The organism is Microbacterium sp. Y355 (genome assembly GCF_059445345.1).
Map to the genome: position 1 here is coordinate 1,383,985 of NZ_JCAIUD010000001.1, position 12,624 is coordinate 1,396,608.

The following is a 12,624-nucleotide window of genomic DNA, read 5'->3' on the forward strand; positions in this document are numbered from 1 at the left end:
AGGAAACATGACTGATTCACGCATCCCCGCTGATCTCCCCGATCACATCCAGCACTACATCGATGGTGCGTTCGTCGACTCGGTCGATGGCGACACCTTTGATGTGCTCGACCCAGTGACGAACGAGAACTACACCACGGCCGCCGCTGGCAAGAAGGCCGATATCGACCTCGCCGTCGCCGCCGCCTCTCGCGCGTTCGCTGACGGGCCATGGCCCCGGATGCTGCCACGCGAGCGCTCACGCGTGCTGCACCGCGTCGCCGACATCGTCGAATCGCGTGATCAGCGCCTCGCCGAACTGGAGAGCTTCGACTCCGGGCTGCCGATCACGCAGGCGCTCGGTCAGGCCCGCCGCGCCGCCGAGAACTTCCGCTTCTTCGCCGACCTGATCGTCGCGCAGGCGGATGACACGTTCAAGGTTCCTGGTCGCCAGATCAACTACGTCAACCGCAAACCGATCGGTGTCGCAGGTCTCATCACCCCGTGGAACACGCCGTTCATGCTCGAGTCCTGGAAGCTCGGCCCCGCACTCGCGACGGGAAACACCGTGGTGCTCAAGCCCGCCGAGTTCACTCCGCTGTCGGCATCCCTGTGGGCCGGGATCTTCGAGGAGGCAGGTCTCCCCAAGGGCGTCTTCAACCTCGTCAACGGACTCGGCGAGGATGCCGGCGACGCCCTGGTGAAGCATCCGGATGTGCCGCTGATCTCGTTCACCGGCGAGAGCAGCACTGGGCAGTTGATCTTTGCCAACGCGGCGCCGTTCCTGAAGGGCCTCTCGATGGAACTCGGCGGCAAGTCACCCGCCATCGTCTTCGCCGATGCCGACCTGGATGCCGCGATCGATGCGACTATCTTCGGGGTATTCTCGCTCAACGGCGAGCGCTGCACCGCTGGATCCCGCATCCTCGTCGAGCAGTCGATCTACGACGAGTTCGTCGAGAAGTACGCGGCTCAGGCGAAGCGCGTCAAGGTCGGTCTACCGAACGACCCCACCACCGAAGTCGGCGCACTCGTACACCCTGAGCACTACGACAAAGTCATGAGCTACGTCGAGATCGGTAAGACCGAAGCGCGCCTCGTCGCCGGCGGCGGGCGCCCTGACGGCTTCGAAACGGGCAACTACGTCTCCCCTACCGTGTTCGCCGATGTGTCCCCCGACGCACGGATCTTCCAGGAGGAGATCTTCGGCCCGGTGGTCGCGATCACACCGTTCTCGTCCGATGCGGAGGCGCTGGCGCTGGCGAACAACACCAGGTACGGTCTCGCCGCCTACATCTGGACGAATGATCTCAAGCGCGCACACAACTTCGCAGGCAACGTCGAGGCCGGCATGGTGTGGCTGAACAGCAACAACGTGCGCGATCTCCGCACCCCGTTCGGCGGAGTGAAGGCCTCCGGTCTCGGCCACGAGGGCGGCTATCGCTCGATCGACTTCTACACCGACCAGCAGGCCGTGCACATAACGCTGGGCGAGTCCCACAACCCAACTTTCGGCAAAAACTGACCCTTCCCCCAAGCCGCGAAACTTCGCCTGTGTCACCGAATCGGACGGTTTGGATGACACTCGCGAAGTCTCGCGAATCATGAGCAAGGACGCTGACATGACCAACCGTGACGATATGACTCTCACCTCCTCCGGATACTACGTATCGCAGGAGGCACCGATCCACTCCGACAACCCCGTCGCCACCCCGACGAGCACTCCCCCCGACATCCTGCGCTGCGCATACATGGAGCTCGTGGTCACCGACCTCGCGGCATCCCGCCAGTTCTATGTCGATATCCTCGGCCTGTATGTGACGGCCGAGGACGAAGAGGCGATCTACCTCCGATCGACTGAGGAGTTCATCCACCACAACCTCGTGCTGCGCAGGGGTCCGATCGCCGCCGTCGCCGCATTCTCGTACCGGGTTCGCGCGGCCGAAGATCTCGACCGTGCCGTCGAGTTCTACACCGAACTCGGATGCCGCGTCGAGCGACGCCCGGATGGATTCGTCAAGGGCATCGGCGATTCGGTGCGCGTGGAGGACCCACTCGGTTTCCCCTACGAGTTCTTCCACCAGGCCGACCACGTCGAGCGGATGTCATGGCGCTATGACCTGCACATCCCCGGCGAGCTGGTGCGCCTAGACCACTTCAACCAGGTCACACCCGACGTTCCCCGTGCCGTGGCGTTCATGCAGAACCTCGGCTTCCGAGTGACTGAAGACATTCAGGATGAGGAGGGCACGGTGTACGCCGCGTGGATGCGCCGCAAGCCCACTGTCCACGACACGGCGATGACGGGCGGCGATGGCCCCCGCATGCATCACGTGTGCTTCGCCACGCACGAGAAGCACAACATCCTTGCGATCTGCGACAAGCTCGGCGCCCTGCGCCGCTCGGATGCGATCGAGCGTGGGCCCGGCCGCCACGGTGTGAGCAACGCTTTCTATCTCTACCTGCGTGACCCGGACGGTCACCGCGTCGAGGTCTACACTCAGGACTATTACACGGGCGATCCGGATAACCCTGTCGTCACCTGGGACGTACACGACAACCAGCGCCGCGACTGGTGGGGCAACCCCGTCGTTCCGAGCTGGTACACCGAGGCCTCCCTCGTGCTCGACCTCGACGGCAAACCGCAGCCCGTCGTGGCGCGCACCGATACGAGCGAGATGGCGGTGACGATCGGCGCCGACGGATTCTCGTACACGCGCAAGGGCGAAGAGATGCCAGAGTACAAACAGGGCGAGTACAAACTGGGCCACCAGCTCTAACCGAGAGGCGAAGAGGATGCTGTCACCTGACGTGATCGAGCAGATCGCAGATGAGCTTGCTGACGCGGAGCACAACAAGGCGGTGATCCCTCGGATCACCGCCAGGTTCCCGGATGCCACGATCGAGGACTCCTATGCCATTCAGGGCATATGGCGTGACAAGAACGTCGCGGCCGGGCGCACGCTCGTCGGTCGCAAGATCGGGCTCACATCCAAAGCGATGCAACAAGCGACCGGAATCACCGAACCCGACTACGGCGTCATGTTCGACGACACCGTGTATCCCTCGGGTGCAGAGATCCGCTTCGACGACTTCTCGAATGTGCGCATCGAGGTCGAACTTGCCTTCGTGCTCAAGCATCCGCTCGAAGGCCCGGACTGCACGCTCGATGACGCCCTCGCCTCGATCGACTATGCCGTCCCTGCGCTCGAGGTGCTGAACTCGCACATCGAACTTGAGGGGCGCACGATCGTCGACACGATCAGCGACAACGCCGCGTACGGCGCGATGGTGCTCGGCGATGTGCACAAGCGGCCAGACGAGATCGATCTTCGCTGGGTGCCAGGCGTGCTGTCTCGCAACGGCGAGATCGAAGAGACCGGAGTGGCGGCCGGCGTTCTCGGGCACCCCGCCACCGGCGTCGCGTGGCTGGCGAACAAGTTCCACCAACACGGCGCACGTCTCGAGGCCGGCGAGATCATCCTTGCCGGTTCGTTCACCCGGCCCATGTGGGTGTCCAAGGGCGATGAGGTGCTGTGCGACTACGGACCGATGGGAAAGATCACATGTCGATTCATCTAGAACCTGCGCCGTCGTTTCGCGATCGACTCGCGGCGGGCACACGCCCGCTGGTGGGCGCATGGATCTGCTCCGGCAGCCCGATCGCTGCGGAGATCGTCGCCGGATCGGGCCTCGACTGGACACTGATCGACGGCGAGCACAGCCCGATCGGCCTGGAATCGACGCTCGCCCTGCTGCAGGCCGTCGCGCCATACCCGATCACGCCGGTGGTGCGAGTACCGACCGGCGACCCCGTACTGATCAAGCAGTTCCTCGACCTCGGCGCTCAAAACCTGCTGGTGCCGATGATCAACACGGCCGATGAGGCGTCGGCTGCGGTCGCCGCCACCCGCTACCCACCCCGTGGCATCCGCGGCGTCGGCAGCGCGCTGGCGCGTGCCGGGCAGTTCAACCGCATCGAGAATTATCTGCAGCGTGCGCATGAGTTCACGTCACTCACGGTGCAGATCGAAACGGATGCCGCGGTGCAGAACGCCCGCGCGATCGCCGAGGTTGACGGCATCGATGCGGTGTTCATCGGACCGAGCGATCTGGCCGCATCCATGGGTCTGCTCGGGCAACAAGAGCACCCCGATGTCATCGCGGCCGTGGAGCGCACGATCGCGACGGTGCAGGATGCAGGCAAACCGGTCGGCGTGAACGCCTTCTCTCCTGCGACGGCCCGCCGCTACCTCGATGCCGGAGCATCCTTCGTGCTCGTGGCCGCCGACGTGTCGATCCTTGCGCGTGCGACCGAAAAGCTCGCGGCCGACTGGATCCCCGACGCCGACAGTAGCCCGCGGGCCAGCTACTGACCCACTGCAACACTCGCCGACGACCCGAGGGCCGTCGGCGAGTCGCCTCACAGGCTGACGAGGAACAGCGCGAGTGCCATCACAACTCCGGAGCCGAGCATCGTGATGAACGTGTATCCGAGGATGTCGCGCATCTTCAGCCCGGCAATCGCCAGCACCGGCAGCGCCCAGAACGGCTGGATCATGTTCGTCCACTGATCGCCGTACGCCACCGCCATCACAGCGATCGACGGATCGACACCGAGTTGGTTGGCGGCATCCAGCATGATCGGCCCCTGCACCGCGAACTGTCCACCACCCGACGGCACGAAGAAGTTCACGATGCCGGCCGAAAGTAGCGCCAGCACACCGAACGTGGTCGGCGTGGCGATCGACACGAACGCGTCGGAGAACAACGCGATGAGGCCAGACGACGACATGATGCCGAGAATGCCCGCGTATAGCGGGAACTGCACGAGGATCTCACCGACGTTCGATGCGGCCTTCTTGGTGAGGTGGATGAGCTCGAACGGGTTGCGCACCAGTAGCAGGATCAGTGCCAGGAACGACCAGTTCACGATGTCGAGGGTGAGTGTTCCTCCCCCGACGAAGTGCACGATGAGGTAGATCACCAGCGCGACACCGACGATCGTCGTCAGAATGCGCGACGCATCGATGCGGTCGGCCGGAGTCACGACTTCGTCGTCAGACTCATCCGTCTCTTCTGATCCGACATTATCGGGCAGCTCGAAGATCGGATCGTTCTTCTTGGGTCGGATGAGGAACATCAAGAAGCCGACGACGACGATGACGCCCAGGGCCGCGAGCATGTTCCATGTCGAGAAGGTCGTCTCGGTGATCGGCAGCACCTCACCGCCAAGACTCGGCGCGAGGAAGGAGTCCGGCGTCGCGGCCGTCAGTGGACCAGAACCGGAGTACCCCATGTGCCAGACGACGAAGCCCGAGTAACCGGCGGCAACCAGCAGCGGGAAATGCACCTTCATTCCACGCCTGCGCGCCTCGACCGCAATTTCACGGGCGAGCAAAGTCCCGACAATGAGCCCAAGACCCCAGGTGATGAGACTCGCGATCGCAGCGATGACGAACACGAAGACGTATGCGAAGCCGGCATTGCTCGGCACCCGTGCGAGCCAGCGCAGCAACTTCTGCACCGGCCGCGTATTGGCGAGCATGTACCCCAGCAACAGAATCAGACACATCTGGGTCATGAAGGCCAGCAGTCCGGCAAGCCCATCGCCCCAGCCCTTCACAACGTCGACGGGACTGGTCTGTGTGAGCGTCATCGCCAAGATCGCCACGATCAGCGTCAGCACGATCGCGAATGTCAGGGCGGAGGGGATCCACCGCTCCAGAAAACGGTTGATCGGCCGCATGACGCCCCGAGTGCGGCGTTCTTCCTTCGTGTGAGACACGTTGAACTCCTTCGTTCAATTGCTGAATGCGCCTTCACCCTAGCAACGACATCCTGCCCCGGACGGGAGCGAACTAGGGTGGTTGCATGCCTCGTCTGCTGGTTGTCCATCACTCGCCGACGCCGCGGCTCGCCGCGATCGCCGAGGCCGTGCTGCGCGGCGCGCGCACTGCCGAGAGCGAAGGTGTGGAGATCGTCGAACGCGCCGCCCTCGACGCAAGTGCACAGGATCTGCTCGACGCGGATGCCGTCGTTTTCGGCACGACGGCGAACTTCGGGTACATCTCCGGAGCCCTCAAACACTTCTTCGATACAACGTTCAACGCAACGCACGAGCATACGAAGGGCCGGCCCTTCTCATACTGGATCCATGGCAGCCATGACACCACGGGTGCTGAGAGAGCGATGCAGTCGATCACGACCGGGTACGGCCTCCGGATTGCCGCCGAGCCGGTGGTGTTCACCGGCCATGTCGATGATGAGCACGTGGCGCGCGCTGAGGAGTTGGGCGCGAGCATCGCCTGGACGCTGACGCTCTGACCTCGCAGCGCGCGACTTCCGGCGGCGCTACGTCTCCGTGAAAGCGCTTTCTCCGCTAGCATGCCAACATGCCTTCCGTCACCGCCGATCGCCCGCACAAGCATGCCCGGATCGCCTCGCTTCTCGATGCACGAGGCGTCGATCGGATGCTTCTCACGAGACCGGAGAACCTCGCCTGGTATTTCGACGGTGCACGCGTGCAGGTGCCGTTCGGAGGGGCAGCAGTGTGCTCGGCGATCATCCATCGCGACGGCACCGCAGTCGTCACCGCGCTCGAGAACGAGGCCGAGCGGCTGCAAGCCGAGGAGATCGCCGGGGCCGAGTTTCGAAGCATCCCCTGGTTCGGATCGCTTGCAGAGGCCCCGCAGGGAACTGTGACAGACAGCGACGTTGCCGAAGAGCTGCGTCAGGCGCGTGCAACGCTGCTTCCCGCTGAACGCGAGCGCTACGCACGGTTAGGGCAGGATGCCGCGGTAGCTGTCACAACGGTGCTTCGAGCGAGCACAGCTGACATCACGGAGCACGAACTCGCCGCAGAACTCGGCCGCGCCGTCCTTTCGATCGGAGCGACACCAGCCGTCATCCTCGTCGCTGGTTCCGCGCGCGGTGGTGTGCAGCATCCGCTTCCCACCCACGCGCCGCTCGGAGATCACGCCCTCGCTGTCGTCACTGCCGTTCGCCATGGGCTGCATGCCAGCTTCAGTCGCTGGGTGCGGTTTCGCGGTGAAGAGAGCGACGACGAGCGCACCCTCCGCCTAGTCGAAGCAGACATCTTCGCCGCGACCAGGCCCGGCCGCGAGTTCGCCGATGTGCTGACCGGCATCGCATCCGCATACCAAGCCCATGGCTTCGGGAGCGCGCAGAATCCGGCATGGCGCGCTCACCACCAGGGTGGACCGACCGGCTACCTGGGCCGCGACCCGAAAGTCTCCCCGACGGGCGCCGGGTGCGTGGTCTCAGGCGCGGCCTTCGCCTGGAACCCCTGGGTGCCGCATGCCAAGCTCGAGGACACCGTGATCATCGACGATGCCGGTCCTACCGTGCTGACCGCCGACCCTGCGTGGCCGACCGTCGATGTGCGCGGTGTCCCCCGCCCGGTCGCACTCGACCTCACCTGAACCACCCAGACCGCCCAGACCGCCGGAGATCACCATGCGCCTCGAAGACATCCAGATCCGAGATCCGTTCGTCTTGCACGATCAGGCGTTCGGCGACTACTGGCTGTTCGGCAGCACCGACACGAACATCTGGAGCGGGCCGGCGACGGGTTTTGACACCTATCGCAGCAGCGACCTGGAAACCTGGCACGGACCGATCCCGGCGTTCCGTCCCGCCGAAGACTTCTGGTCGCACACTCAGTACTGGGCCCCCGAGGTGCACCCGTACGAAGGCGGGTTCTACCTGTTCGCGACCTTCACTGCGGAAGAGCACCGCCGCGGCACCCAGATTCTGCGTGCCGATCACCCAGAGGGTCCGTATGAACCTTGGTCGGACGGTCCGGTGACCCCGCACGAGTGGGAATGCCTTGACGGCACCCTGCACGTGGAAGATGGCATCCCCTATCTGGTCTTCTGCCACGAGTGGAAGGACGTCGGTGACGGGGAGATCCTATCTGTGCGCCTCACCGAAGATCTCCGCACCACGATCGGCGAGCCTCGGCTGTTGTTCCGCGCCTCCGAGGCGCCGTGGGCGCGCAGCATCCCGCGCCCGGAGTTCCCGCAGGTCTTCGTCACCGACGGCCCCTCGATGCACCGCACCGCAGATGGCAGTCTGCTGATGCTGTGGTCCAGTTTCGGAGACTCCGGGTACGCGATGGGGGTCGCAACTTCGACGTCCGGCACGGTGCGCGGCCCGTGGACCCAGTCCGAGAGTGCACTCTGGCCCGCCGACGGCGGGCACGGGATGATCTTCAGGGATGCCTCAGGCGCACTGTTCCTCACCCTGCACACCCCGAACCGCACGCCGGACGAGCGCGCGCGCTTCTTCCCGTTGGAGGAGACACCGGACGGGTTGCGCGTCCGTCGTTGATCGACTCCCGAGCTGCGAGCTGGTCCGCTCTCAGCCGAACACGGGCGCGACGAACTCGACTCTGTCGCTGCGGACGCTCCGGCCGTCCTTGAGAAGGATGCGCTCGTTGGGTACCAGCTCGAGAGCGATGACCGTGCTCGCTGTTGTCAAATCACCCGATACCGGTTGCACGGCGAGGCCCACGACCTCCCGGATGACCCCCGCGCGATCCGTGATGATGCGCCAGCCACGGGGGAAGGAGAACGCAAACTCTCCGCCCCGGTAGACCTGGACGAGGTCGTCGTCGGCGACGAGTTCCCAGTCCACACCGTCAACCGTTCGGAAGTACCCGACGGCCTCGGCCGCAGCACCATGCTCGAGCCGCGTGGGCGCGAGGCCGGAGAACCAGAGTTCGCCGTCGGGCCGGGCAAGAATCCCGCAGTGCCGCTCCAGCGCGTCCAGGAACCAGAGGATCGACGGCGAGTACACCTCGGTGAATCCCGCCTGGCCAGACCAGGGGTCCAGGCACTGCGGGAATCGGTCCGCGATGGCGAGCGCTGACAGCACGGGGGCTGCCGTCAGTCCCAGCTCGGCCACATGTCCGTGCAGTTCGAACGCCTCGGGCGCACGCAGTAGGGCGAGGAAGTTCACCGGCCCACCCCACGAGTTGCGGGAAGCATCGTGGTCGAACCGAGGATCATCCATGGCGATCGAGGTGAAGCCGTAGTGCGCGAGGAACTTCCTAGTGTTCATCAGGTAGCGGCGAAGGCTCTGAACGAAGAATTCCTCGTCCCCGACCTCGCAGGCGAGTACCCGCGCCAGCACGTCGGACTGGATCCGCACCCGATCTCCTGAGCGATCGCGATCGTAGAAGAACCCGTCCTCCTCATCGAAACACTGCTCATACAGAGCGGCCAGAGACCGACGCGACGCATCGTGCCATGGTTGAGCATCCTCGCCCAGCGCTTCCGCGATGAGCGCGAGATACGACCGCTGACATGCGATGTTCGCAGTGAGATCCGGCGCCACATAAGGAATCCCGCTCGCCCCAGGGTCACTCAACCTGGCATCACCGCGGTAGGCACGATCTGGCGCAAACCAGAAGCGCGGCGAAAGGTCGTGTCCGGTGTCGAAGGCGCAGAATGCCTCAACACCGCCGGTGCCCCGCGTGTCTCGATAACGCTCCAGCCAGGCGTCGTAGCGGACCATAGCGTCGTACATGTTCCGCAGTAGCGCACGGTCGCCGGTGCGCTGAAAGTGCCGCCATACGACTCGCGCCAGCGGCGTGACGATCTGGATCTGACTGTAACCGGGGCCGTCAGCGGTGACCTTGTACGGGATCATCCCGTCGTCGCGCTGGTGTGCGGCGAAGAGCCGCAGGGTGTCGGCGACGATCTGCGGCGCGAAGCGCGCGAGCACTTCGACGTTGATCGTTCCGGTGCTCTCCAACCAGCATCCGTGATAGACGCCGCCCTCGTTGAGCACGGGTGCACCACCGTCGAGCGAGCGGATGCAACGGTCGAGCTCAGCGATCGCGGTGTGCCATCGCTTCTCCAGCGGGCCTCCAACGGCGACGAAGCGCACACCTGCGGTGACAAGCTCAGCGGCAAGCGGCGAGCCGGCGACACCAGCTCGTTCGACGGGATTCGCTGTGCGCAGACGCCGAAGCGCGTCGTTTCTCAGAGTCTCGGTCATGGCTTCTGGTTCCTTCCCCGCTGTGACAGCGGTGAAGGGTGCGGACGGAGCACTGCTCCATCCGCACCCTCCCGATTCGTTGGAGACTACTGCAGCGCAGCTCCGAGCTCATCGACCCAGCCCTGACCGGCTTCCTTCGGCGTGATGCGTCCGAAGAGGACCTCTGATTCCATCCGCTGGGAGAGCTCGTTCATGATCGAGCCGCCCGCCGGCTGCGGCGGTGCGACGACGCCCTCATCGAGGACCACATCGACGTAGTCGGCAGCAACCTGGCTCTCAGGGCTCAACAGTGGAGCGACGACCTCGAGGGTGTCTGGGTTGAACGGCACACCACGAGTGTCGAGGATGAGCTCGGCGGCGGCAGGCTCATTGAGGAACCAGTCGACGAGCATCGCTGCGGCCGCGGGGTTCTTAGATCCTGCGCTGATCGACCAGAAGGCCGACGGCAGGAGTGCGACACCGGAGATCTTCGTCGAAGTGGGCGGCAGCATCATCTGTACGTCGCCTCCTCCGGTCGAGTAGGCGCCAATGAGGTTGCTGTACCCGAACGTGACGGCGGCCTGCCCGAGCGTGAAGGGCTGCTGGTCCGGCGGAAGCTGCCAGTTCGCGGTGACCACCGACGGGTCGGGGAGTCCGCCGCCGGCGAGCAGCTGCTCTTCGATCTCGTACCATCCGGCGATGTCGTCGGCGTCGACGCCGAGCGCGCCATCCCAGTCATACATTCCGACCTCGCTGACCTGACCGGCGTAGGTGCCGATGACGTCGCCGATGCGTAGATCGAGACCGTAGATCGGCTGACCGCCGGCGTTGGTGAGACCTGCACTGCCGATCTCGTTGGCCGCATCGATCAGGTCATCCCATGTCCAGCCCGCTTCAGGAACGTCGACACCGGCCTGCTTGAAGATGTCCGCGTTGATGAAGGCTGCAGTCGCGTTTCCGCCGGTGGGCAAGCCGTACAGCGTGTCGTCGACGAGGGCATTCGTCAGAGAGAAGTCCGGATAGTTGCTGTAGTCGAGCTGATCGCTCACAGTGGACAGATCCAACAGCGCCCCGAGCTCACCGTATTCCTGCGGCTTGGCACCGCCCAGTGCGAACACGTCGGGCGCGGTGTCGCCGCCACCGGCGAAGTCGGTCGCCAACCGGTTGAACAGGTCGTCCGGTGAGCCAACTGGCGTCTGGACGACGTTGATGTGCGGGTGCTCGTCCTCGAAGAGGTCGATGACCTCGCCAAAGAGCGTGGCGCGAGCGTCGTCACCCCACCAGGAGATCTCGAGTTCGATCTCCTCGTCGGGATCGACTTCGCCACCACCGGCGGCGCCGGTGCCGGCGCTGGCGGAGCAGCTGGTCAGTAGAAGTGCTGCGGTGATGGCCACGGAGCCGACGGCCATGCGCGAGCGTGTGGTACGCGTCATTGCGCCTCTTTCGAGTTGGGGTCGCCCGGGTGACGACCATTGGATGCAAGGGGCGGAGAAACCGCTTTCACGTGAAGCTAGCACTCCGCGGAGAACGTGTCAACGAGTTGTGCGGCGTCGACAACAAATCGATATCGAGCAGTGGCTCAGGCGCCCAGGGCTCGCCGCGCGGCACCAGTGGAATCGCGTATTTCAAGGCGCGGCTGGAAGACCACGTTGTGCCCCGGTTGCTCGCCGTCAATGAGCGCGCGCATGCGCTGCCACGCGAGCACACCCAGATCGGAGTGCGATACGGATGCTGTGGTGAGCGCCGGCGCGACGTACTGCGCGAGCGGGATGTCGTCGAATCCGGTGACGGAGATGTTCGCCGGCACGTCGAGACCGAGCTCCCGCAGCCCGCCGATCAATCCGATCGCAACGAGGTCGTTGAAGGCCAGAGCGGCCGTGGCGCCGCTGTCCCGCACGGCTGCAGCGGCGGCCCGCCCGTCCTCGGATCCCGCGCCGGCGGGGATACGCGCCAGGTGCACATCAGAATGATCGCGGAGGAAGTCGTCGAGGCCGCGCTCACGGTGCGCGTTGGATGCGCTGCGCTCCGGCCCGAACACGTAGGCGAGCGAGCGGTGACCCAACGTATGCAGATGCTGCGCGAGGGCCGCGATGCCAGAGCGGTAGTCGATAGACAACGACGGCGCGGCGATCTCCGGCACGCTGCGGTTGATGAGAACCAGCGGATGCAGCTGGGCGGCAAGCGCCGTCAGCTCGGCCTCCGGCATCCGAGGAGCGCACAGCACGATCGCATCCGTTCGCCGGCGAATCTCTGACGCGAGCGGCCCTTCTTCACCTGGCGACTCCCCCGAATCTGCGATGAGGACGCGGTAGCCGTCGAGCGCGGCGGTCTTACTGAGCCCGGCCAGCACCGATTGGAACGCCGGGTTGGCGAGATCGGGGACGACGAAGGCGATCGCATGCGTCCGACCGAGTGCGAGGCTTCGCGCCAGCGGACTCGGCGCGTAGGCCAGCTCTCGTGCCGCATCCTGCACCCGTTCGGCAACCTCGGGTTCGCCGCCGAATCGGCCATTCATCACGCGGGAGACTGTCGCAGGCGAGACGCCGGCATGCCGCGCCACATCAGCGATCGTGACGCTCGCGCGATGTGCGGTCATGCTGATCCCCTCACGTCAGGCAGACGCCCGAACAGTGCCAC

11 protein-coding genes are annotated in these 12,624 nt (G+C 64.9%); 7 read left to right on the top strand and 4 right to left on the bottom strand.

What is annotated here, in order from left to right; all coding sequences use genetic code 11:
- The first annotated feature begins 7 nt into the window (after nt 1–7).
- From hpaE to AC1C2O_RS06810, 4 genes are all read left to right on the top strand, one after another.
- Nucleotides 8–1,504, top strand: coding sequence for a 5-carboxymethyl-2-hydroxymuconate semialdehyde dehydrogenase (gene hpaE, locus AC1C2O_RS06795; RefSeq protein WP_495429669.1), 1,497 nt, complete (start codon nt 8–10; stop codon nt 1,502–1,504).
- A gap of 97 nt (nt 1,505–1,601) precedes the next feature.
- A complete protein-coding gene (hpaD, locus tag AC1C2O_RS06800; RefSeq protein ID WP_495429670.1) occupies nt 1,602–2,759 on the top strand; it encodes a 3,4-dihydroxyphenylacetate 2,3-dioxygenase in 1,158 nt (385 codons plus the stop codon).
- 16 nt (nt 2,760–2,775) lie between these two features.
- The gene (locus AC1C2O_RS06805; protein WP_495429671.1) at nt 2,776–3,561 is read left to right on the top strand and encodes a 2-keto-4-pentenoate hydratase; all 786 of its coding nucleotides are present in this window, start codon (nt 2,776–2,778) and stop codon (nt 3,559–3,561) included.
- Nucleotides 3,546–4,355: an HpcH/HpaI aldolase family protein gene (locus AC1C2O_RS06810; protein ID WP_495429672.1), complete on the top strand. Its 810-nt coding sequence runs from the start codon at nt 3,546–3,548 to the stop codon at nt 4,353–4,355. Before AC1C2O_RS06805 ends, AC1C2O_RS06810 begins: the two co-directional genes overlap by 16 nt.
- 47 nt (nt 4,356–4,402) lie before the next feature.
- On the opposite strand, the gene AC1C2O_RS06815 is transcribed toward AC1C2O_RS06810, so the two are convergent.
- Nucleotides 4,403–5,728, bottom strand: a complete 1,326-nt coding sequence (locus AC1C2O_RS06815) for a short-chain fatty acid transporter (protein ID WP_495431700.1) — start codon at nt 5,726–5,728, stop codon at nt 4,403–4,405.
- A gap of 125 nt (nt 5,729–5,853) precedes the next feature.
- Between AC1C2O_RS06815 and AC1C2O_RS06820 the strand changes: the two genes are divergently transcribed.
- From AC1C2O_RS06820 to AC1C2O_RS06830, 3 genes are all read left to right on the top strand, one after another.
- Nucleotides 5,854–6,306 (top strand): flavodoxin family protein, encoded by a 453-nt coding sequence (locus AC1C2O_RS06820; protein WP_495429673.1) that lies wholly within the window; start codon nt 5,854–5,856, stop codon nt 6,304–6,306.
- Nucleotides 6,307–6,374: 68 nt separating this feature from the next.
- Complete coding sequence (locus tag AC1C2O_RS06825; RefSeq protein ID WP_495429674.1) at nt 6,375–7,424, top strand: M24 family metallopeptidase; 1,050 nt, start codon at nt 6,375–6,377, stop codon at nt 7,422–7,424.
- Between the two features lie 34 nt (nt 7,425–7,458).
- Nucleotides 7,459–8,334 carry a glycoside hydrolase family 43 protein gene (locus AC1C2O_RS06830; protein ID WP_495429675.1) on the top strand — a complete coding sequence of 292 codons (876 nt, stop codon included), beginning with the start codon at nt 7,459–7,461 and terminating at the stop codon, nt 8,332–8,334.
- Between the two features lie 30 nt (nt 8,335–8,364).
- Here the strand turns inward: AC1C2O_RS06830 and AC1C2O_RS06835 are convergent, their stop codons facing one another.
- The 3 genes from AC1C2O_RS06835 to AC1C2O_RS06845 form a co-directional block, all read right to left on the bottom strand.
- On the bottom strand, nt 8,365–10,008 hold the full coding sequence (locus tag AC1C2O_RS06835; protein ID WP_495429676.1) for an MGH1-like glycoside hydrolase domain-containing protein: 1,644 nt from the start codon (nt 10,006–10,008) through the stop codon (nt 8,365–8,367).
- Between the two features lie 86 nt (nt 10,009–10,094).
- On the bottom strand, nt 10,095–11,420 hold the full coding sequence (locus tag AC1C2O_RS06840; protein ID WP_495429677.1) for an ABC transporter substrate-binding protein: 1,326 nt from the start codon (nt 11,418–11,420) through the stop codon (nt 10,095–10,097).
- 146 nt (nt 11,421–11,566) lie between these two features.
- The gene (locus tag AC1C2O_RS06845) at nt 11,567–12,583 is read right to left on the bottom strand and encodes a LacI family DNA-binding transcriptional regulator (RefSeq protein ID WP_495429678.1); all 1,017 of its coding nucleotides are present in this window, start codon (nt 12,581–12,583) and stop codon (nt 11,567–11,569) included.
- Nucleotides 12,584–12,624: the final 41 nt, after the last annotated feature.

Coding starts and splice junctions, on each gene's coding strand:
- AC1C2O_RS06825 (WP_495429674.1), top strand. CDS start 6,375: ATGCCTTCCGTCACCGCCGATCGCCCGCACAAGCATGCCCGGATCGCC.
- AC1C2O_RS06815 (WP_495431700.1), bottom strand. CDS start 5,728: ATGCGGCCGATCAACCGTTTTCTGGAGCGGTGGATCCCCTCCGCCCTG.
- AC1C2O_RS06845 (WP_495429678.1), bottom strand. CDS start 12,583: ATGACCGCACATCGCGCGAGCGTCACGATCGCTGATGTGGCGCGGCAT.
- AC1C2O_RS06810 (WP_495429672.1), top strand. CDS start 3,546: ATGTCGATTCATCTAGAACCTGCGCCGTCGTTTCGCGATCGACTCGCG.
- hpaE (WP_495429669.1), top strand. CDS start 8: ATGACTGATTCACGCATCCCCGCTGATCTCCCCGATCACATCCAGCAC.
- AC1C2O_RS06840 (WP_495429677.1), bottom strand. CDS start 11,420: ATGACGCGTACCACACGCTCGCGCATGGCCGTCGGCTCCGTGGCCATC.
- AC1C2O_RS06835 (WP_495429676.1), bottom strand. CDS start 10,008: ATGACCGAGACTCTGAGAAACGACGCGCTTCGGCGTCTGCGCACAGCG.
- hpaD (WP_495429670.1), top strand. CDS start 1,602: ATGACCAACCGTGACGATATGACTCTCACCTCCTCCGGATACTACGTA.
- AC1C2O_RS06805 (WP_495429671.1), top strand. CDS start 2,776: ATGCTGTCACCTGACGTGATCGAGCAGATCGCAGATGAGCTTGCTGAC.
- AC1C2O_RS06830 (WP_495429675.1), top strand. CDS start 7,459: ATGCGCCTCGAAGACATCCAGATCCGAGATCCGTTCGTCTTGCACGAT.
- AC1C2O_RS06820 (WP_495429673.1), top strand. CDS start 5,854: ATGCCTCGTCTGCTGGTTGTCCATCACTCGCCGACGCCGCGGCTCGCC.